Source organism: Comamonas serinivorans (genome assembly GCF_002158865.1).
Classification (GTDB): domain Bacteria; phylum Pseudomonadota; class Gammaproteobacteria; order Burkholderiales; family Burkholderiaceae_C; genus Comamonas_E; species Comamonas_E serinivorans.
In genome coordinates this window covers 2,983,802-3,004,791 of the sequence record NZ_CP021455.1, presented here as the reverse complement: position 1 = coordinate 3,004,791, position 20,990 = coordinate 2,983,802, and the positions used below count along the sequence as shown (strand labels likewise).

Sequence of the window (20,990 nt, the reverse complement as noted above, 5' to 3'; positions counted from 1 at the left end):
TCACTCCTGGGAATTGTCCGGCGTGTTGCGCAGGAAGCGCATGAAGCCGGGGTCTGAATAGGCCTCGGGCGGCAGGTCGTCGGTCAGCAGCATGGTGTCGACCTCGGCCAGCTCCGAGGTCTCGCGCGCATCGTTCACGGCCTGCACGACCAGAAAGCTGACGGCGAATGCGGCCGCACCGGCGGTCACGGCGACCACGTTCCACATCTGGCCGGGCTGCTGCGCCCAGCGGTGTTTGAGGCGCTGCCACCACGACGCGGGCGCCTGCTGCTGTTGGCGCGCGGCACGCAGCGCCTGTTCCCGCGCCACGCGCAGGCGTTCGCGCACGTCGGGGGACGCGGGCGATTCATTCAAGCGATGCGCCATGAGGCTGCCCAGGCGATCCACCTGGGTGCTGCGCTGCCTCTCTGGAGAAGGGGGGGTGACTGGCATGTCCGAACTCATAGTCGCAATCCACGGGCGTTCAGGGCTTTTGCCAGGGCATGAACGGCTCGGGAGCAGTGCGTCTTCACGCTGCCCTCCGAACATCCCATGACCTGTGCCGTTTCGGCGACGTCCATTTCCTCCCAATAACGCAGCAGGAAGGCTTCGCGTTGACGAGCCGGCAAACCTTGAATTTCTTCCTCTATGACCGCGAGGGTTTCATTCCGTTCCACGGCATGCTCGGCACTTTCGACCTGGCCGCTGGCCTGGCTGGTGATCAAGGCCTCCAGCACGTCGAAGCCCGTGTCCTCGTCGGACCGCATGTCGGCGGCGTTGGAGAACAATGCCGTGTGCACCTTGCGGCGCCGGAACCAGTCCAGCATGGTGGTGCTCAGGATGCGCTGGAACAGCATCGGAAATTCGGTGACCGGCCGATCCGCGTACTGGCGTGCCAGCTTGATCATGGCATCTTGCACCACGTCCAGTGCGGCATCGTCGTCCCGCAGGTGGTAGGCGGCACGTTTGAAGGCCCGAAGCTCCACGTCCTTCAAAAAATCCGACAGTTCCTGTTCAGTGGCCAAAATTCGTGTCTCGTATCCGATGTGTCATGGCCGAGACCCCCATGACCGGGGTCGGCGTGGACCAACAGGGCCGAAATGGTACGCGCAGTTTGGTCTGCCCTTGCCACGAAGGTGCCATAATGCGCAGCTTCTGGTTCACACAAGCATCAAAAAACGGGGCCCGGTCCGACGGTGAAGCACATGCCGTTCATGTCCTGGTCCTCAAGTCCTGACGCGGCCTCACAAGGGCTTGGCCAAGGGGCACCCAAGGTTTTTCGTTAGAGAAATACTCCAAAGGTTAACAGCATGGAAATCAACAAGGCCGAAATCAGCTCGGCTGCAGCCGCCTCCGACAAATCTGCCACGGAGCTTCGCGGCGCAGAAATCCTCATCCGCTCCCTGCAAGCCGAAGGCGTCAAGCATGTCTGGGGTTACCCCGGCGGCGCCGTGCTCCACATCTACGACGCGCTGTACCGGCAAGAGAGCATCCAGCACGTGCTGGTTCGCCACGAGCAGGCTGCCGTGCATGCGGCCGACGGCTACGCCCGCGCCACCGGCGATGTGGGCGTGGCGCTGGTGACCTCGGGGCCCGGCCTGACCAATGCGGTCACCGGCATCGCCACGGCGTACATGGACAGCATCCCCATGGTCATCATCAGCGGTCAGGTTCCCACCGCGGCGATCGGCTTGGACGCCTTCCAGGAGTGCGATACCGTGGGCATCACGCGCCCCATCGTCAAGCACAACTTCCTGGTCAAGGACGCGGCCGACATGGCCGATGTGGTGAAGAAGGCCTTCCACATCGCCCGCACGGGCCGCCCCGGCCCGGTGGTGATCGACGTGCCCAAGGACGTGTCCTTCAACAAGACCCCGTACACCGGCTACCCCAGCTCGGTGCACATGCGCTCGTACAACCCCGTGCGCAAGGGCCACAGCGGTCAGATCCGCAAGGCCCTGCAGCTGTTGATGTCGGCCAAGCGTCCCTACATCTACACCGGCGGCGGGGTGGTGTTGGCCAATGCTGCGCCCGAGCTGCGCAAGCTGGCGGCATTGACGGGCTACCCGGTCACCAACACCCTGATGGGCTTGGGTGCCTTCCCCGCCAGCAATCCCCAGTTCCTGGGCATGCTGGGCATGCATGGCACGCTGGAAGCCAACTACGCCATGCAGCATTGCGACGTGCTGCTGGCCGTCGGTGCGCGGTTCGACGACCGCGTGATCGGCAACCCCAAGCACTTCGCGTCGATGGATCGCAAGATCGTCCACATCGACATCGACCCCTCGTCGATCTCCAAGCGCGTGAAGGTCGATGTGCCCATCGTGGGCGATGTGAAGGAAGTGCTGGGCGAGCTCATCGCCATGATCGAGGAGGGCGCCCTCAAGCCCAACGAGTCTGCGCTGCAGGAGTGGTGGGCCACGATCAACGAGTGGCGTGCCCGCGACTGCATGGCTTACGACAGCAACAACACCTCGGTCATCAAGCCGCAAAAGGTCATCCAGACCCTGTGGGAGATGACCAAGGATGCCGATGCCTACGTGACCTCGGACGTCGGCCAGCACCAGATGTGGGCGGCGCAGTACTACCGCTTCGACGAGCCACGCCGCTGGATCAATTCGGGTGGCCTGGGCACCATGGGCGTGGGCATTCCCTACGCCATGGGCATCAAGCTGGCCAAGCCAGAGTCCGAGGTGTTCTGCGTGACGGGCGAAGGCTCGGTGCAGATGAACATCCAGGAGCTGTCCACCTGCCTGCAATACAACACCCCGATCAAGGTGCTGTCGCTGAACAACCGCTACCTGGGCATGGTGCGTCAGTGGCAGGAAATCGAGTATTCGGGCCGCTACAGCCACAGCTACATGGATGCGCTGCCTAACTTCGTCAAGCTGGCCGAGGCCTATGGCCACGTCGGCATGCTGATCGAAGACCCGCGCGACGTGGAGCCGGCGCTGCGTGAAGCACGCAAGCTCAAGGATCGCACGGTGTTCATGGACTTCCGCACCGACCCGACCGAGAACGTGTTCCCCATGGTGCAAGCCGGCAAGGGCATCACCGAGATGCTGTTGACCAGCGAAGACCTGTGACGCCTGCGCGCTCTGCAGGCAAGACCTGCGGGCGCATCTTTGCGGCCGGGACCCACGGTTCGGGCCATTTCCCCTGACGAATCTATTGACCGCCGAGCTGCGCACTTACCGGTGCGCGGGGAGGGCGGCGAAAAGAGGACTCTTTTGTCATGAAACACATCATTGCGGTGCTCATCGAGAACGAGGCAGGTGCCCTGTCGCGTGTGGTGGGCCTTTTTTCTGCGCGCGGCTACAACATCGAGTCGCTCACGGTGGCGCCCACCGAAGACCCCAGCCTGTCGCGCATGACGATCCGCACCGACGGCTCGGATGACGTGATCGAGCAGATCACCAAGCACCTGAACCGCCTCATCGAGGTGGTGAAGGTGGTCGACCTGACCGAAGGCCCTTACATCGAGCGCGAACTCATGATCGTGAAGGTGCGCGCCGTCGGCAAGGAACGCGAAGAGGTCAAACGCACGAGCGACATCTTCCGCGGCCGCATCATCGACGTGACCGACAAGAGCTACACCGTCGAGCTCACGGGTGACCAGTCCAAGAACGACGCCTTCCTGCGCGCGATCGATCCGGCGGCCATCCTCGAAACCGTGCGCACCGGCACCAGCGGCGTGGGCCGCGGCGAGCGCGTGCTGCGTGTGTGATTGGCAGTATGCCTGTGTTGCCGTTGGTATTTGAACGGCAATCGGGCTATACCCCCTTTGTTCATTGGTTGATTTGAAAGCACATCGCCGCTTGGATGACAGATGGGTGTCCACCCAACGGCATGTTTACCCCCAGGAGAGAGCTGTGAAAGTTTTTTACGACAAGGACTGTGACCTGAGCCTGATCAAGGGCAAGACCGTGGCCATCATCGGCTATGGCAGCCAAGGCCATGCGCACGCGCAAAACCTCAACGACAGCGGCGTGAAGGTCGTGGTCGGCCTGCGCAAGGGCGGCGCTTCGTGGCCCAAGGTCGAAAAGGCCGGCCTGACGGTGCTGGAAGTCAACGACGCCGTGAAGGCCGCTGACGTGGTCATGATCTTGTTGCCGGACGAAGACATCGCCAAGGTCTACAAGGAAAACGTCGAGCCCAACATCAAGCAGGGCGCCTCGTTGGCGTTTGCCCACGGCTTCAACGTGCACTACAACCAGGTCGTGCCGCGCGCCGACCTGGACGTGTGGATGGTGGCGCCCAAGGCCCCTGGCCACACCGTGCGCAACACCTACACCCAAGGTGGCGGCGTGCCCCACCTGGTGGCGGTGCACCAGGACAAGAGCGGCAAGGCGCGTGACCTGGCCCTGTCCTATGCCATGGCCAACGGTGGCGGCAAGGCCGGCATCATCGAAACCGACTTCAAGGAAGAAACCGAGACCGACCTGTTCGGCGAGCAGGCCGTGCTGTGCGGTGGCGCCGTCGAGCTGGTGAAGATGGGCTTCGAAACCCTGGTGGAAGCCGGCTACGCGCCCGAAATGGCCTACTTCGAGTGCCTGCACGAGCTCAAGCTGATCGTGGACCTGATCTACGAAGGCGGCATCGCCAACATGAACTACTCGGTGTCCAACAACGCCGAGTACGGCGAGTACGTGACCGGCCCCGAAGTCATCAACGAAGAGTCGCGCAAGGCGATGCGCAATGCGCTCAAGCGCATTCAAGACGGCGAATACGCCAAGATGTTCATCGCCGAAGGCCGTCTGGGCTACCCCAGCATGACCGCACGCCGCCGCAACACCGCCGATCACCCGATCGAGCAGGTGGGTGGCCAGCTGCGCGCCATGATGCCCTGGATCGCCAAGAACAAGCTGGTCGACCAGACCCGCAACTGATGCGCCAGAGCGCCCGGTCCCAGCGGCCGGGCGGGCCTTGCAAGGCCCCCACGAGCCACCGTTCAGCGGTGGCTTTTTCGTGCCCGACGCCCCGCGACATGCCCCGGCGCTGCAAAGCGTCCGCGGCTCGGTGTTTCTGGATGGCCCAGGCCGTTGCAAACCCCTGCTCACGTAAGATCGCCTCATGGAACCCAACACTTCTGACGCTGTGGATCAGCCCGTTCGCCGCCGCTCCAAGGGCATCTATGTGCTGCCCAACCTGTTCACGCTGGCGGCCCTGTTTGGGGGGTTCTACGGCATCGTCATGGCCATCAACGGCCGTTTTGACCTGGCCACCACCGGCATCTTTGCCGCCATGGTGCTCGACAGCCTCGATGGCCGCGTTGCGCGCATGACGCACACGCAGAGCGCCTTTGGCGAGCAGATGGATTCGCTGTCGGACATGGTGTCGTTCGGCGCGGCGCCCGCGCTCATCGCCTACGAATGGGCCCTGAAGCCGCTGGGCCGCTGGGGCTGGATCGCGGCCTTCATCTACTGTGCCTGTGCTGCGCTGCGTCTGGCGCGGTTCAACGTCAACACCAGTGTGGTGGACAAGCGTTTTTTCCAGGGGCTGCCGTCGCCGTCGGCGGCGGCGCTCGTCTGCGGCTTCATCTGGCTGACCAGTGCCATGCTGGAGGCGCACCGCGATGCCGTGATCTTCCGCACCGTCATTTCCTGGTTTGGCGGCCTGCCCACCGACCGTGGCGACCTGTCGTGGCTGATGTTCGTGATCACGCTGTTCGCCGGCCTGACCATGGTCACCAACATCCCGTATTACAGCTTCAAGGACTTTGGCGGCAGCCGCAGCGTGCCCTTCGTCATCCTGGTGGTGATCGCCTTGCTCATCGCCGTGATTTCCATCGAGCCGGCCACCATGCTGTTCCTGATCTTCCTGGCCTACTCGCTGTCGGGCTACGCCGTCTATGTGTGGCGACGCGCCAAAGGCGAGCGCGTGAGCATCGTGAGCACCTCGACCGACGAGCCCGAGGAGCGGGGCTTGCACGAGTGATCGGCAGGGGTATCGAATGACAAGCGTCTAACAGATGACGCACTCAGGTGGATACTCCCATTTTGGGATCCATGCCTCGTCCAAGCCAAGGCCAGGACCGCAAAAAATGCGTGCACTCACCGGTTTGTGTGCTACATTGCTTCCCTTATGAATGCCTACGCCATTGCTCTGCTACTAACGCCCAACGGGCGGGATAGCGGGTGCGCGCGTACCTGATTCAAAGCAGAGCGCGTTCATTCCCTCAAGTCTTCGGCCCGTTTGCCAGCGCAGCGGGCCGTTTCACATTTGGGGCCCGGTGCAATGAGTTCAGGACCACAAGTTCAACCCTCATGTTTCGGAGAGTCCCATGTTGAAAAACCCCAGCACCAAGTACCGCGCCGCCAAGTCCATCGGTTTGACCGATCGCACCTGGCCCAATGCCACGATCACCCGCGCCCCGATCTGGTGCAGCGTGGACATGCGCGATGGCAACCAGGCCTTGATCGAGCCCATGGACATCCCGCGCAAGCTCAAGATGTTCGAGCAGCTTGTGAAGATCGGCTTCAAGGAAATCGAGGTGGGTTTTCCGTCGGCCTCCCAGATCGAGTTTGACTTCCTGCGCAAGCTCATCGACGAGAACCGCATCCCCGACGATGTGACCATCCAGGTGCTGACCCAGGCGCGCCCCGAGCTGATCGAGCGCACCTTCGAGTCGTTGGTGGGCGTGCCGCGCGTGATCGTGCACCTCTACAACGCCACGGCACCGGTCATGCGCCGCGTCGTCCTGAACATGAGCGAGGACGAGATCGTGCAGCTCGCCGTCGACCATGCGCAGATGTTCAAGGACCTCGCCGCCAAGCAGCCCGCCACCGATTGGACCTTTGAGTACTCGCCCGAGATGTACTCGGACACCGAGCTGGCGTTCTCGGCGCGCGTCATCGATGCCGTGACGGCCGTTTGGGAGCCCACGCCGGCCAAGAAGTGCATCATCAACCTGCCGACCACCGTGGAGTGCTGCACGTCCAATGTCTTCGCCGACATGGTGGAGTGGACCGGTCGCCACATCGCCCGCCGCGATGCCATCGTCTTGTCCATCCACCCGCACAACGACCGCGGCACGGGCACCGCGACCGCCGAGCTGGCCTTGCTGGCCGGCGCCGACCGCCTGGAAGGCTGCCTGTTCGGCAATGGCGAGCGCACCGGTAACCTCGACGTGGTCAACGTGGCGCTCAACATGTACAGCCAAGGCGTGTCGCCCGAGCTGGATTTCTCCGACATCGACGCCATCCGCAGCACGGTCGAGTACTGCAACCAGTTGCCCGTGCACCCGCGCCACCCCTATGTGGGCGATTTGGTCTACACCTCGTTCTCGGGCTCGCACCAGGACGCGATCAAGAAGGCCTTCGGGGCGCGCAAGGACGGCGATGTCTGGGAAATGCCCTACCTGCCGATCGACCCCAAGGACGTGGGCCGCAGCTACGAGGCCGTGATCCGCGTCAACAGCCAGTCGGGCAAGGGCGGCATTTCGTACCTGCTCGAAAGCGAATACGGCTTGCAGTTGCCGCGTCGCCTGCAGATCGAGTTCAGCCAGGCGGTGCAGCGTGCCATGGACGCCACGGGCAAGGAGTTCACCGCCAAGGACCTGTGGGGCATCTTCGAGCGCGAGTACGGCTTGAACGCCGGCTCCAAGGTGGAGTATCAGCTTGCAACCAAGGGTGAAGTAACGGAAATCTCGGGTACTGTCTCGGTGATTGACCAATCCTGGTCCGTGAAGGGGCAGGGCGCGGGCCCGATCGACGCCTGGGTGCAGGGCGTGGGCGAGGCCATGGGGCGCAGCATCCGCGTGCTGGACTACACCGAGCATGCCATCGGCCAGGGTGCAGACGCCAAGGCGGTGGCCTACGTTGAAATGCGGGTGGACGATGCCCACACCGTGTACGGCGTGGCCATGGATGCCAACATCGTCACGGCCTCGCTGCGTGCCATCGTCTCGGGTGTGAACCGCGTCCCTGCCGTGAACACCAGCCCTGCCCACGAAACTGCGGCATCCTGATTCGGATGATCGCCTGCTGGAGCCCACCATGACCGACAAACTCATCATTTTCGACACCACCTTGCGCGACGGCGAGCAATCGCCCGGCGCGTCCATGACCAAGGACGAGAAACTGCGCATCGCGCGGCAGCTCGAACGACTGAAGGTGGACGTGATCGAAGCGGGGTTTGCGGCCAGCTCCAACGGCGATTTCGAATGCGTGCAGACCATTGCGCGCGCCATCAAGGATTCGACCGTGTGCTCGCTCTCGCGGGCCAACGACCGCGACATCGCGCGCGCCGGCGAGGCCTTGAAGGATGCGGCGCGTGGCCGCATCCACACCTTCATCGCCACCAGCCCCCTGCACATGGAGAAGAAGCTGCGCATGACGCCCGACGAGGTGTTCGAGCAGTCCCGGCAGGCGGTGCGCTTCGCGCGCAACCTGGTCGACGACGTGGAGTACAGCTGCGAAGACGGCTACCGCAGCGAGCCGGATTTCCTGTGCCGCGTGATCGAAGAGGTCATCAAGCAGGGGGCCAGCACCATCAACGTGCCCGATACCGTGGGCTACGCCATTCCCGAGCTGTATGGGGCGTTCATCAAGAACCTGCGCGAGCGCATCCCCAACAGCGACAAGGCCGTCTGGTCGGTGCATTGCCACAACGACCTGGGCATGGCCGTGGCCAATTCCCTGGCCGGCGTGAAGATCGGCGGTGCGCGCCAGATCGAGTGCACCATCAATGGCCTGGGCGAGCGTGCCGGCAACTGCTCGCTCGAAGAAGTCGTCATGGCGATCAAGACGCGCAAAGACTACTTCGGCCTGGAGGTCGGCATCGATGCCCGCCACATCGTCGCGGCCAGCCGCATGGTCAGCCAGACCACGGGCTTCGTGGTGCAGCCCAACAAGGCCGTGGTCGGCGCCAACGCGTTCGCCCATGCCTCGGGCATCCACCAGGACGGTGTGCTGAAGGCGCGCGACACCTACGAAATCATGCGCGCCGAGGACGTGGGCTGGAGCGCGAACAAGATCGTGCTGGGCAAGCTCTCGGGCCGCACCGCCTTCAAGCAGCGCCTGCAGGAGCTGGGCGTGGTGATGGAGTCCGAAGCCGAGACCATCGCGGCCTTCAACCGCTTCAAGGACCTGGCCGACAAGAAGGCCGACATCTTCGACGAGGACATCCTGGCCCTGGTGGCCGATCAGTCGCAACACAGCCACCAGGAGCAGTTCGGCTTCGTCTCGCTGGCCCAGCGCAGCGAGACCGGCGAGCGTCCCCGGGCCGAGATCGTCTTCACCGTGGGTGGCCAGGAGGTGCGTGGCGAGTCCGAGGGGAATGGCCCCGTCGATGCCTCGCTCAAGGCCATTGAGTCGCACGTGAAAAGCGGCGCCGAGATGGTGCTGTATTCGGTCAATGCCATCAGCGGCTCGACCGAAAGCCAGGGCGAAGTCACGGTGCGCCTGCAAAACCATGGCCGCGTGGTCAATGGCGTGGGTGCGGATCCCGACATCGTCGTGGCCTCGGCCAAGGCCTACCTCAGCGCGCTGAACAAGCTGCACGACAACACCGATCGCGTGGCCGCACAAGGCTGAGGACGCGGTGGCCTGTCCTCGTGAGGCAGGCCAAGACTGGGCCATTTGCGTTGCGGCGGGGGCAACACTGTTCGCTGTGGCTGGCCATCGTCAGCTTGGCATTCCTGCGGTGCACGGCTTGGCGGCCGGGACGGCGTCCGCTGGCTCTGTTCAGCCTGCTCGTTGACGTGCGTGGCGGTTTGACTGGTGGGGGCTGGCGCCGGAATCGGTTCAAGCCGCCAGCGTCACAGCGCGCGAGCTGACGCCGCTGGCGCGCCTGCCGCGGCGCGGGCCATGCCATCGCACCCCTTTGGATCCAAAGCCTTCACCTGGCCCCCGGCGCGGGCGTGAAGTCTGTGTGAAGAGAGGCATCTCACAGGCTGGTTCAAAAGAGCGGTGCAAATGATTGATATTGCGCTGCTTTTTTTGTGCGATTACACTTGGCACCTGCCTCATTTGCTGCACGGGTGCTTACATGTATGACGTTTCGCGCTTTTCCCTGGCCGTCAAGGCCGTGCCTCATCGCATCAAGCGCGAATCCAAAACCTGGTTGCTGGCCTGCACCCTGAGCCTCGCGGGCCTGGCGCTCGCTCCGCTGGCACAGGCGAAAGAGGCGCCGCGCAAGCCGGCCGCCTCCAAGTCGGCTCCCAAAGCCAGCAAGGCTGCGGTGGCCAAAGCGACCAAGGCCAGCCCGGCCAAGTCCAGCGCCAAGGCCGAGAAAACCGCCAAAGGCAAGGCCAAGCCGGCGGCCACTGCGCGTGACACCCAGGAGGCCCGCAACGGCAAGGGCAAGAACGCCAAAGGCCGGGCCACGGCCCTGGCCGAAGCTCCCAAGAACCGCAAGGCGGTGCGCGAAGACCGTGTGCGCGCCGTGTCGCTGGCGAAGTCGGCCCGCGCCGAGGTCGCGCGCGCGCCAGCACGCTTGTCGTTTGCCGAGCGCGCCGGTCTGGATCAGGCCAGCGATCCGATCGGCCTCGCCTCGTCGGCAGCCATCGTGATCGATCAGGACACGCAGGAAATGCTGTTGTCCAAGAACGAGCGCGCGGTGCTGCCCATCGCGTCCATCACCAAGCTCATGACCGGCCTGCTGGTGTCCGAAGCCAAGCAGCCGCTGGATGAAACCATCACCATCTCCGACGCCGACGTCGACACGCTGAAGGGCACCCGCTCGCGTCTGCCCGTGGGCACGCAACTCAGCCGCGGCGAGCTGCTGCACCTGGCCCTCATGTCGAGCGAGAACCGCGCCGCCCACGCGCTGGGCCGCACCTATCCGGGCGGCATCGAGCGCTTCGTGTCCGCCATGAACGCCAAGGCCCGGCTGCTGGGCATGACCGACACCCACTACGTCGAGCCCACGGGCCTGTCGAACCAGAACCAGTCGTCGCCGGCTGACCTGGCGCGTTTGGTGGGCATTGCCGCCAAAGACCCGCTGTTGAGCGCCTTGACGACCTCGCCCGGGTTCGAGGTTGCCCTGGGCAACCGCTTCGTGCAGTTCAACAACACCAACCGCCTGGTGCACGAGCCCAGCTGGACCATCGGCTTGCAGAAGACCGGCTACATCTCCGAAGCCGGTCAGTGCCTGGTCATGCAAAGCCGCGTGAACGGCCGCAACCTGGTCATGGTGTTCCTCGATTCGAACTCGACCAGCAGCCGCATTGCCGATGCGCAGCGCGTGCGCCGCTGGGTCGAAGACAGCCGCAGCACCACGCTGGCTCACCACGGCGGCTGACGCGCAGAAGCCTTTCATCTGCTGACAGGAGGCCAGTGACCGTTGCCACGGTCACTGGCCTCTGGCTTTTGCGGGTCAACCGGGCTTGCGTGATTCCATGCGTGGCGCCAGCGGGGGTAGGCTGACCTGACTTGGCCTGGCCTATCGTGTCGTCTGCCGCTGTCGCCAGCCTGGGTCTGTTGCTCGCAGTCAGCAAACGGCGCGGTGGCCACGCTGCAGATCACAGGCCTTTGCGTGTGTCACAGAACAGGCCGGCCTCGCCGGCCCGGGCGCAGACGGGCGTGGCACTGCGGAGGTCCGGCGTTGGCATCCGCCTGCTGCTCTGCGCGTGGCGTCGTGCGGCCACCACGCGGGGCGCACCTGATCGGCTGCAGCTGTGAGTCGATCAGATCGGGTGCACCGAGATGCTCAAAAGAGTATGGGGCCACTGCCGTTGTCGAAACAACGGCAGTGGCCCCATGCTGCTTGCCGCTAGGCGGAGATCATCCCACCATGGTGTGGGCCAGCCAGGGCTTGCTGGCCAGTCGGGCGGCTTCAAAGGCCTTGATCTCGTCCTTGTGCTGCAGCGTCAGGCCGATGTCGTCCAGGCCGTGGATCAGGCAATGCTTGCGGAAGGGCTGCACGTCGAAGCCGATCTCGCCGCCGTCGGGCTTGACGATGACCTGGCGCGGCAGGTCGATGGTCAGCTGGTAGCCGGTGAAGCCGTACACCTCGTCGAACAGCTGGGCCACCTGCGACTCGCTCAGCACGATGGGCAACAGGCCGTTCTTGAAGCTGTTGTTGAAGAAGATGTCGGCGTAGCTGGGCGCGATGATGGCGCGAAAGCCATACTGGTCCAGCGCCCACGGCGCGTGCTCGCGGCTCGAGCCGCAGCCGAAGTTCTTGCGCGTGAGCAGGACGGAGGCGCCCTGGTACTGCGGCTTGTTCAGCACGAACTCGGGGTTGGGCTTGCGGCTGGCCGGGTCCATGCCGGGTTCGCCATGGTCCAGGTAACGCCATTCGTCGAACAGGTTGGGGCCGAAGCCGGTGCGCTTGATCGACTTGAGGAACTGCTTGGGGATGATGGCGTCGGTGTCGACGTTCTCGCGGTCTAGCGGGGCAACGAGGCCGGTGTGAACGGTGAATTTTTCCATGGTGTGACTCGTGGCGAAGGATTGGTTTTGTCGGGGTATGCGGCGGCTCCCGTTATTCATGAAACGGGAAGGTGGGGATACTGCTTGCTGATCGGCTGTCCGAGACTGCGCTGAACGCCCATGGTTCGGCATTGGCCGCGCCAGCGCGGTGAAGTCGCTTCGTCAGCGCGGCAAGCCGTTCGCTGTGGGTGGCGGATGCGGGGGCGCGGGAGGCGTTGGCCATGGCGGGTCCTCAGGTGGGCTGCGCGCCGCTCACGGCGTAGGCGGTCAGGGCGCGCTCGCCAATGCCGAGCGCGGCCCAGCTGGCGCGCCATTGGGCGAGGTGCGGCGTCGCGAAATGCCGGTCGAGCGCGGCCTGGTCGCGCCACAGCTCGGTCACGCGGATCAGCCCGGGTTGCAGCACGTCTTCGGCATAGGCGTACATCAGGCAACCGTCTTCCGCACGCGAGGCGGCCACCATGGCCTGCATGGCGTCGCGGGCGGCGTTCAGGCCCTGGGCTGGCAGGCGAAAGGTGCCGATGATGAGCTGCTGGGCCATGGTCAGTCGAGCGCCTTCCAGGTGCCGCCTTCGTCCTCGCACTGCTCGGCCAGGGCATCGAGCGCTCCGGCGCCGCGGTCGTAGTAGTAAACGTCGGCGTCACCGTCCAGGGCGCCGCGGCAGACGGCATCGGCGCCGCGCCGGGGGCATTGGGGCAGCCAGGTCAGCAGCGTGTGGTTGCCGCCGAAGTAGGCCGAGGTCTTGCCCACGCCCTCGCAGCGGTCGTGGATGACGGCGCGCCGCACACCCTTGGCCGCTTCGTAGCATTCGGCCGTGTAGGCCGGGCGCAACATGACGCGTTTGTCGGCCTCGATCATGCAGGCGCGGTGGGCCTGGGCCTGCGCGCCGCCGGCTGCCGCCAGCACGACCAGCGGCAGGGCCAGGGCAGCAAGGCGACGAGGCGTGGAAAAGCGTGACATGGGCAGGCTCGTGAGGGAATTCAGGGGAAGGCCGAACGTCGGGCGCTGGGGCAGGGCCGGCGGACGAAGGACGGGGCCGGCTGGCCTACCGCTCCGTTGTACCGGGGGTCCTGGGCCTAGGCGGCAGGTCAGCCCGGCCGCATGAGGGCGGCCACTGGTGCAGGACCGCGCCGCACGGGCGCCGGTCCTGGCGGTTCAGCCGGCAGGGCTCATTCGCTCTTGTCCTTCACGGTTTCGCCGGCACCGCTGATGCCTTCGCCGGCTTTTTCCAGGCCGGTGCCCACGGCGCGGCCGACTTTCTTGGTGCCATCGACGGTCTTGTCGCCCACGACGCGGGCATCCTGCTTCGCGCCTTCCCAGGTGTTGCAGGCGGTCAGGCCCAGGGTGGCCAGCACGATGGCGGCGGCGGTCAGAGCTTTCATGGTGATCTCCTAAACGATCGGGTTGTCAGGGGTTGGTGTTGCACACCTGGGGCACATGATGCCGCAAGCCCTGCCCCCGGGGCACGGGGAGCCTGCAAATCCGCAGGCATGCTGGGCTTGGGTGATCAAAATTTGCAGTATGCAGGGGTAGGCCAATCAGGATGAACGACTGACCCTGCATACTGGTGCATCAGGTGAAGCGGCGAATGTCCACGAAATGGCCGTGCACGGCGGCCGCGGCGGCCATGGCCGGGCTCACCAGGTGCGTGCGACCACCGGCGCCCTGGCGGCCCTCGAAATTGCGGTTGCTGGTGCTGGCGCAGCGCTCGCCGGGCTCCAGGCGGTCGGCGTTCATGGCCAGGCACATGCTGCAACCGGGTTCGCGCCAGTCAAAGCCGGCGGCCTTGAAGATCTGGTCCAGGCCTTCTTGTTCGGCTTGTTCCTTCACCAGGCCCGAGCCCGGCACCACCATGGCCAGCTTGACGTTGGAGGCGACCTTGCGGCCCAGCTTCTTCACCACGGCGGCGGCGGCGCGCATGTCCTCGATGCGGCTGTTGGTGCAGCTGCCGATGAAGACCTTGTCGATGGTGATGTCGGCCAGCGCCTTGTTCGGCTCCAGGCCCATGTAGACCAGGGCGCGTTCGATGGCGCCGCGCTTGTTGGCGTCCTTTTCCTTGTCGGGATCGGGCACGCGGGCGTCAATGCCCAGCACCATCTCGGGGCTGGTGCCCCAGGTCACCTGCGGCACGATCTCGGCCGCGTTCAGCGTCACCACGGTGTCGAACTGGGCGCCGTCGTCCGAATGCAGCGTGCGCCAGTAGCGGGTGGCCTGCTCTAGCTCCACGCCGGTGGGCGACAGCGGACGGCCCTTCACGTACTCGATGGTCTTGTCGTCCACGGCCACCAGGCCGGCACGGGCACCGGCCTCGATGGCCATGTTGCACACGGTCATGCGGCCTTCCATGCTCAGGTCGCGGATGGCTTCGCCGGCGAATTCGATGGTGTAGCCCGTGCCGCCAGCGGTGCCGATCTTGCCGATGATGGCCAGCACGATGTCCTTGGCCGTGATGCCCGGGGCCACCTTGCCGTTTACCTGGATCAGCATGTTCTTGGCCTTCTTGGCCAACAGCGTCTGCGTGGCCATCACGTGCTCGACCTCGGAGGTGCCGATGCCGTGGGCCAGCGCGCCAAAGGCGCCGTGCGTGCTGGTGTGGCTGTCGCCGCAGACCACGGTCATGCCGGGCAGGGTGGCGCCGTTCTCGGGGCCGATCACGTGCACGATGCCCTGGCGCTTGTTCATGAAGGGGAAGAAGGCCGCGGCGCCGAACTCACCGATGTTGTCGTTGAGCGTGACGATCTGCTCCTTGCTGATCGGGTCTTCGATGCCGTCGTAGCCCCGCTCCCAGCCCGTGGTGGGGGTGTTGTGGTCGGCCGTGGCCACGATGGACGAGACCCGCCAGGGCTTGCGGCCCGCCACGCGCAGGCCTTCAAAGGCTTGCGGGCTCGTGACTTCGTGCACCAGGTGGCGGTCGATGTAGAGGATGGCGGTGCCATCTTCCTCGGTGCGAACGACGTGCTCGTCCCAGATCTTGTCGTACAGCGTGCGTGCGGTGTTGCTCATCGTGGTCTTTCGCTGGGGTTCGGTGGCTGGCGGCGCGTGGCGGGTCGTGCTCAAGGCATACCCGCGTCGCGAACATGGGTGGAATTCTAGGGGGCCGATGCGCGTCAGGCTGCGTCAGCCGCGCAGGCTGCTGGCGTGTGCGGCGAAGCCCGGGTTCGCGTGCGGCCGGCCGACCCGCTGCAGGGGATGGGGTGCTTGCTGCATCCAGGGCCGCGTAATCGACGCTAGCGAGGCGATAGGCCATCGCGCCACGCGGGATGGCCGATGCCGGTGGATCGTGGGCTCGGCGACGGACCCGTCCGCGGACGGCGGACCTGGAGCGCGCCTGAGGCGGCGGGTGAGCCTGCGTGCCGGCGCGCGTCAGTCGGCGCTGGCCGTGGGGTGGACATGGCCCAGCAGGCGCGCCAGGTGCCGGTCCCGGATGCCATGCGCGAGCAGGCTGTCGTAGCTGGCGCGCGTGTAGTCCAGCGTGGTGCCGTAGCGGCCGCTGGCCTGGGCGAAGATGTCGCGGTACTGCTCGGGCGTGAGCTCGCCGGTGAAGTTGGGGCTCTGGCGCGACAGCGTGAAGGCCAGCGCTTTCACCGGGCCCTGAGGCGTCACGCAGTGCAGCCACTTGGGATCGTAGACGCCCTGGTTGGGCATCTCGCGTGCCCACAGGCGGTGCAGGTCGTCGCGCGCCTGGGCCCGCGGCAGGCGAAACGCCATGCCCTTGCAACTGCCCCCCGACAGCAGCGTGAGCACCAGCCCCGGGCGTTCGGGCGTGCCGCGGTTGACGCGGCTCCACATCTTGAGGGCGCGGTGCCAGCCGTGCACCACGGTCAGGTGCTGCTCGCTGCTGTCGAATTCGGGCCGCCAGATCAGCGAGCCGTAGCCGAACACCCAGAGGTCGGACGTGCCGCCCCAGTCTTGCTCGACGCGGGCCAGCCATTCGGCGGAAGAGGGGCGTTGGCGCGGCTCGCGCGCGGCCTCGGCGGGCGTCAGGCGCGGCGCATGCAACGGCAGGCGAGGGGGCGTGGACGACATGGCTTGACTGTACAACCGCGGCGGCGCGAGGCGGGCCGTCGCGCCGCAGTCACGCACGGATCGTGCTGTCTTGTCGTGGTGGGGCCTTGGAGTCGCTGTCCCTGGTTTGAACACGCGATGCGCATCGGCAGCGACGGTCCAAGGTGTTGCAGGTTGGGCGAGCAAGCCAGGACGCCCGCCGCGCTGGCGAGCGCGGGGGCCCTTGACGACTGCTGCAGCGCCGGGATCGGCCCGTGGCCGGACGCCACGGTGGCACGGCAGGGCATGGCGCGCAACCGCGCAAGCGCCCGGCATGGGCATAAGGCGGGCAAGGGGCACGCAGCGGGGCCTGCCGCCCGCGCCCGGGCACCCATTCGCGGCCCGCAATGCCGCCGCAGCGGCATGGGCGGCTCGGGGCGCGCAGGGTCTCCAGAGCGACTGGCTACAATTTTTGGTTTTTCCCCACTTCTGCAAGCCCATCATGAGCGTTTCCCGCCGCACCTTCTCCGCCGCTTCCGCCCTGTGTGCGGCCACCCTGACCCTGGCTTCGGGCACCGCTTTCGCCCAGGCCAAGGAGGCCAAGATCGGTTACGCGCTGGCCGTCAACTCGCACTACGGCGCCGCGGCCCAGGCCTGGGCCGACTCGGTTGAGAAGGCCACGGGCGGCTCGGTCAAGTTCAAGCAGTTCGCCTCGTCGGCCCTGGGTGGCGAGCGTGAGCTGGTCGAAGGCCTGCAGCTGGGCACGGTGGAGATCGCCATCGTCTCGACGGGCGCGCTGAGCAACTTCGTGCCCGATGTCGGCGTGGTCGACATCCCCTTCCTGTTCCGCGACACCCAGCACGCCCGCCACGTGCTGGACGGCGCCTTTGGCCAGGAGCTGCTGGCCAAGTTTCAAAAGCGCGGCCTGGTCGCGCTGGCCTGGGGTGAGCAAGGCTTTCGCCACCTGACGAACAACAAGCACGCGGTCAAGGGCGTGGCCGACCTCAAGGGCCTGAAGATCCGCGTGACCGAGAACCCGGTGCACATCACCGCCTTCCGCACGCTGGGCGCCGCGCCCACGCCCATGTCTTGGCCCGAGGTGATCGGCGCGCTGCAGCAGGGCACGATCGACGGCCAGGAGAACCCGGTGTCGGTGCTGGCCTCGGCCAAGCTGTGGCAGGTGCAAAAGCACCTGACGCTGACCTCGCACGTCTACGCGCCGGTGGCGCTGCTGGTGTCGCCCGCGTTCTGGGGCAAGCTGAGCGAGGGCGAGAAGGCCGCCCTGACCGAGGGGGCCAAGAAGGGCGCCCTGGCGTCGCGCGCCTTCGTCGACGCGGTCGAGAAGAAGGGCGTGGAAGAAGCCCGCGCGAACGGCATGCAGGTCGTGGACAAGGTGGATCAGGCCGCCTTCCGCGCCGCGCTGGAGCCGGCCTACAAGGAATACGCCAAGAAGTTTGGCCAGAAGACGCTGGACGCGATCACCGCGACCAAGTGATCCGGCGCGCACCCGAAAGGCCTGTCATGTTGGGGTATGAGGCGGTTCCCGTTTAGTTGATAACGGAAACTGACCCATACACCATGATTTGATGGATTTCGGGTGACCCCCACAGTTCTCTCCGCTTGTCCATGTTCAACCGAATCGAACGCGCCCTCGTCGCCGCCAACCGCTGGCTGCTCATCGTGTTGCTGGCCGCGATGGCCTGCATCGTGTTCGCCAACGTGGTGCTGCGCTACACCACGGGCGACTCCATCGTCTGGGCCGAAGAGGTGGCCCGCCACATGATGATCTGGGTCACGTTCCTGGGGGCCGGCTTGGTGCTGCGCTTTGGCGGGCACGTGGCCATCGACAACCTGCACCGCAGTGTCGGCGCCCGTGCCGCGCGCACGGTGCGCGGCCTCATCGTGCTGGGGCTGGCGCTGTTCTTCGTCGTCATGGTGGTGGCGTCGTCGCAGTACGTCTACGCCACGCGCTTTCAGACGACGGCGGCCACCGACATCTCCATCGCCTACATCTACGCCGCCATGCCCGTGGGCTTTGTGTTGATGCTGGTGCACCTGCTGTTCGTCGCGCGCGGCTACATCGCCGATGGCCGGTACGCCGATTCCGACGAAATGGACGCCGACGCGGCCGCGTCCATCTGACGCCCGCCACGCCTGCTCACCACGCTCACAGCCGCTGCGCCAGGCCAGTCGCCTCGTCAGGCTCCGCAGCAACCCGGCCCACGACCCACCGCCTTTGGGGCGCCCGCCCCGTCAGACCTGCTTATGGCCCTCACGCTTTTCATCGCCGTCATCGTCCTGCTCGCGCTGGGCGTGCCGGTGGCTTTCGCCCTGGGCATCTCGGCTTCGCTGGCCGTGCTCGTGGGCGGCCGCTACCCGCAGCTCATCGTGTTCAAGGAGATGTTCACCGGCATCGACAACTTCCCGCTCATGGCGGTGCCGTTCTTCATCCTGGCGGCCGAGCTGATGTCGGGCGGCGCGCTCACCGCCGTGCTGCTGCGCTTTGCGGCCCAGTTCGTTGGCCACCTGCGCGGTGGCCTGGGCTACGCCAACGTGCTGTCGCTGACGCTGTTCTCGGGCATCTCGGGCTCGGCCCTGGCCGACGCGGCCGGTCCCGGCTCCATGATGGTCAAGATGATGGACAAGGCCGGCTACAGCCGCCCCTATGCCGCGGCCCTCACGGCCAGCACGGCCATCGTCGGGCCCATCATCCCGCCCTCGGTCAGCATGATCATCTATGCGCTGCAGGACGAGAACGTCTCCGTCGGCGGCCTGTTCGTGGCCGGCTTCATCCCCGGCATCGTGATCGCCCTGGCCATGGCCGTGGTGAACTGGTGGGTGTGCAAACAGCGCGATTACCGCTCGACCGAGCCGCGTCCCACTGCCCGCCAGATGTGGCTCAACAGCGTCAAGGCCGTGCCGGCGCTGGGCCTCATCGTGCTCATCGTCGTGGGCATCCGCTTCGGCATCTTCACGCCGACCGAGGCGTCGGTGGTGGCCGTCTTCTACGCCCTCGTCTGCGGCAAGTGGGTCTACCGCACGCTGCAGTGGTCGGCGCTGCCCGGCATCCTGTCGCGCTCGGCCATGTTGACGGCCTCGGTGCTGCTGGTCATGGCCACGTCGGCGGCCTTTGCCTGGGTGCTGACGGTGGAGGGCATCCCGCAGTACCTGTCCGAGCTCATCGTCAGCTGGAACCTCTCGCCGGTGATGTTCCTGATCGCCGTGAACATCCTGCTGCTGCTGTTCGGCATCTTCATGGAGCCGCTGCCGGGCGTGATGATCCTGGTGCCCATCCTGGCGCCCATCGCGTTCAGCCTGGGCATCGACCCCACGCACTTCGCCATGGTGGTCATCGTTAACCTCACGCTGGGCATGATCACGCCGCCCGTGGGCGGGCTGCTGTTCGTCACCTCGGTCGCCACGCGCGTGCCCATCGGCGCGCTCACGCGCGAGATGCCGCTGTTCCTCGTGGCCCACTTCGTGGTGCTGTGCCTGCTGACCTTCATCCCGCAGCTGTCGACCTGGCTGCCGCACCTGCTGGGCTTCCAGTAGGTGCTTGACCGGCTTCGCTGCAGCAGAGCGGTATCGGTCCCCGGCCCCCTCGGGGTGCGTATCCTGGGCCAAGCCCGATGCGGAGCTTGGCCCCGGCCCGATGCTCAGCGTGTGCTGGCTGTAGGTGTGCGCAGGGGGCGTCGGCATCGCGGCAGAAGCGGGCCGTGCGCGCGTGGCTGTCTGAGGCGCTAACCGCCGCACAGATTTGTAGCAGTATGGGTGGACTTGCGATGAAGGTAAATCGGCAGCAAGGCCATACCCCATGTGACTGGACGCACGCACCGGCAGGCGGGCCTGCCGGGCTGCCACCACGGCCAGCTGCGTGCACGCCACGCGACAGATCGCTCGGTTTGCCGTGTGGCGTGGACATGCGGGCAATTTACAATCGCGCGGTTTTGTCCATCACCGTGCCGCCGGCCACCTGCCGGCGAGGTGGTGCATTTTTTTGTTTGTTTGGAGAGCCATTCCCATGAGTTCGCAACGCGACGACGATGACGACACCCGCCCCGTGGTCTGGGCCGTTTTGATCGGGGCCATCGTGCTGGCCGTCGGTCTGGCCCTTGGCATTGGCGTCAGCAAAGCCATGAAGGGCGCGGGTGACGCCTCCGCCGGGTCTTCGACCGCCGCCGCGGGCGCCTCGGGCGATGCCACCAACACGGGTGCCGCGGGCGCTGCCAACACCGGCGCTGCTGCCAACACCGGCGCCTCGGGCGATGCCGCCGCCACGGGCACCGTGGGCGTGGCCGTGCTGCAGCTGCGCGACGACGAGTCGCGCGTGGTCGTCGATGGCGAGGTCGTGAAGTTCTACTTCGCCTCGGGTAAGGCCGATCTGGCCGACGGTGCCGACCAGGCGCTGGCCGCCGTGATCCAGGGCGTGGCCGCTGGCAAAAAGGCCGTGGTCAGTGGCTTCCACGACACCACGGGCAGCGTTGCGCTGAACGAAGAACTGTCCAAGCAGCGCGCCATCGCCGTGCGTGACACCCTGGTGCGCCTGGGCGTGGGCGACGACAAGGTCGAGCTGCGCAAGCCCGAAGTGACCACCGCCACCGGCAGCAACGCCGAAGCCCGTCGCGTTGAAGTCCGCCTGGAGTAAACCCATGT

General features: G+C 65.9%; 20 protein-coding genes. 11 read left to right on the top strand and 9 right to left on the bottom strand.

Translation table 11 applies throughout. The features are described 5' to 3' along the window. Positions 1-432 carry a DUF3619 family protein gene (locus tag CCO03_RS12690; RefSeq protein ID WP_157667671.1) on the bottom strand — a complete coding sequence of 144 codons (432 nt, stop codon included), beginning with the start codon at positions 430-432 and terminating at the stop codon, positions 1-3. Positions 433-440: 8 nt separating this feature from the next. Continuing rightward, positions 441-1,004 (bottom strand): RNA polymerase sigma factor, encoded by a 564-nt coding sequence (locus CCO03_RS12685; protein ID WP_087281585.1) that lies wholly within the window; start codon positions 1,002-1,004, stop codon positions 441-443. A 285-nt stretch (positions 1,005-1,289) separates the two neighbouring features. Between CCO03_RS12685 and CCO03_RS12680 the strand changes: the two genes are divergently transcribed. The 7 genes from CCO03_RS12680 to CCO03_RS12650 all read left to right on the top strand — a co-directional run bounded on the left by CCO03_RS12680 (position 1,290) and on the right by CCO03_RS12650 (position 11,223). Further along, the gene (locus CCO03_RS12680) at positions 1,290-3,065 is read left to right on the top strand and encodes an acetolactate synthase 3 catalytic subunit (protein WP_087281584.1); all 1,776 of its coding nucleotides are present in this window, start codon (positions 1,290-1,292) and stop codon (positions 3,063-3,065) included. Between the two features lie 149 nt (positions 3,066-3,214). Further along, a complete protein-coding gene (gene ilvN, locus CCO03_RS12675; protein WP_087281582.1) occupies positions 3,215-3,706 on the top strand; it encodes an acetolactate synthase small subunit in 492 nt (163 codons plus the stop codon). Between the two features lie 145 nt (positions 3,707-3,851). Beyond that, positions 3,852-4,868: a ketol-acid reductoisomerase gene (gene ilvC, locus CCO03_RS12670; protein ID WP_087281580.1), complete on the top strand. Its 1,017-nt coding sequence runs from the start codon at positions 3,852-3,854 to the stop codon at positions 4,866-4,868. Positions 4,869-5,052: 184 nt separating this feature from the next. Next, entirely contained in the window at positions 5,053-5,916 is an 864-nt protein-coding gene (pssA, locus tag CCO03_RS12665) for a CDP-diacylglycerol--serine O-phosphatidyltransferase (protein ID WP_087281578.1), read from the top strand. A 346-nt stretch (positions 5,917-6,262) separates the two neighbouring features. Beyond that, positions 6,263-7,948, top strand: coding sequence for a 2-isopropylmalate synthase (leuA, locus tag CCO03_RS12660; RefSeq protein ID WP_087281576.1), 1,686 nt, complete (start codon positions 6,263-6,265; stop codon positions 7,946-7,948). Between the two features lie 28 nt (positions 7,949-7,976). Further along, entirely contained in the window at positions 7,977-9,515 is a 1,539-nt protein-coding gene (locus CCO03_RS12655; protein ID WP_087281574.1) for a 2-isopropylmalate synthase, read from the top strand. Positions 9,516-9,969: 454 nt separating this feature from the next. Further along, positions 9,970-11,223, top strand: a complete 1,254-nt coding sequence (locus CCO03_RS12650) for a D-alanyl-D-alanine carboxypeptidase family protein (protein ID WP_087281572.1) — start codon at positions 9,970-9,972, stop codon at positions 11,221-11,223. A 482-nt stretch (positions 11,224-11,705) separates the two neighbouring features. Here CCO03_RS12650 and leuD read toward each other — a convergent pair whose 3' ends face one another. The 7 genes from leuD to CCO03_RS12620 all read right to left on the bottom strand — a co-directional run bounded on the left by leuD (position 11,706) and on the right by CCO03_RS12620 (position 16,379). Beyond that, entirely contained in the window at positions 11,706-12,356 is a 651-nt protein-coding gene (leuD, locus tag CCO03_RS12645; RefSeq protein ID WP_087281570.1) for a 3-isopropylmalate dehydratase small subunit, read from the bottom strand. Between the two features lie 52 nt (positions 12,357-12,408). Beyond that, positions 12,409-12,579: a hypothetical protein gene (locus CCO03_RS19810; protein WP_157667670.1), complete on the bottom strand. Its 171-nt coding sequence runs from the start codon at positions 12,577-12,579 to the stop codon at positions 12,409-12,411. 9 nt (positions 12,580-12,588) lie between these two features. Further along, the gene (locus CCO03_RS12640) at positions 12,589-12,894 is read right to left on the bottom strand and encodes a putative quinol monooxygenase (RefSeq protein ID WP_087281568.1); all 306 of its coding nucleotides are present in this window, start codon (positions 12,892-12,894) and stop codon (positions 12,589-12,591) included. 2 nt (positions 12,895-12,896) lie between these two features. Then, positions 12,897-13,313: a hypothetical protein gene (locus CCO03_RS12635; protein WP_087281566.1), complete on the bottom strand. Its 417-nt coding sequence runs from the start codon at positions 13,311-13,313 to the stop codon at positions 12,897-12,899. 209 nt (positions 13,314-13,522) lie between these two features. Then, positions 13,523-13,735, bottom strand: coding sequence for a hypothetical protein (locus CCO03_RS12630; protein WP_087281564.1), 213 nt, complete (start codon positions 13,733-13,735; stop codon positions 13,523-13,525). A gap of 190 nt (positions 13,736-13,925) precedes the next feature. After that, positions 13,926-15,356, bottom strand: a complete 1,431-nt coding sequence (gene leuC, locus CCO03_RS12625; RefSeq protein ID WP_087284644.1) for a 3-isopropylmalate dehydratase large subunit — start codon at positions 15,354-15,356, stop codon at positions 13,926-13,928. 360 nt (positions 15,357-15,716) lie between these two features. Continuing rightward, positions 15,717-16,379: a gamma-glutamylcyclotransferase gene (locus tag CCO03_RS12620; protein WP_087281562.1), complete on the bottom strand. Its 663-nt coding sequence runs from the start codon at positions 16,377-16,379 to the stop codon at positions 15,717-15,719. Positions 16,380-16,839: 460 nt separating this feature from the next. Between CCO03_RS12620 and CCO03_RS12615 the strand changes: the two genes are divergently transcribed. The 4 genes from CCO03_RS12615 to CCO03_RS12600 all read left to right on the top strand — a co-directional run bounded on the left by CCO03_RS12615 (position 16,840) and on the right by CCO03_RS12600 (position 20,982). After that, the gene (locus tag CCO03_RS12615; protein ID WP_087284642.1) at positions 16,840-17,832 is read left to right on the top strand and encodes a TRAP transporter substrate-binding protein; all 993 of its coding nucleotides are present in this window, start codon (positions 16,840-16,842) and stop codon (positions 17,830-17,832) included. 131 nt (positions 17,833-17,963) lie between these two features. Then, the gene (locus CCO03_RS12610) at positions 17,964-18,479 is read left to right on the top strand and encodes a TRAP transporter small permease (protein WP_087284640.1); all 516 of its coding nucleotides are present in this window, start codon (positions 17,964-17,966) and stop codon (positions 18,477-18,479) included. A 123-nt stretch (positions 18,480-18,602) separates the two neighbouring features. Then, positions 18,603-19,889, top strand: a complete 1,287-nt coding sequence (locus tag CCO03_RS12605; protein WP_087281560.1) for a TRAP transporter large permease — start codon at positions 18,603-18,605, stop codon at positions 19,887-19,889. Between the two features lie 469 nt (positions 19,890-20,358). After that, positions 20,359-20,982 (top strand): OmpA family protein, encoded by a 624-nt coding sequence (locus CCO03_RS12600; protein ID WP_236903797.1) that lies wholly within the window; start codon positions 20,359-20,361, stop codon positions 20,980-20,982. Positions 20,983-20,990: the final 8 nt, after the last annotated feature.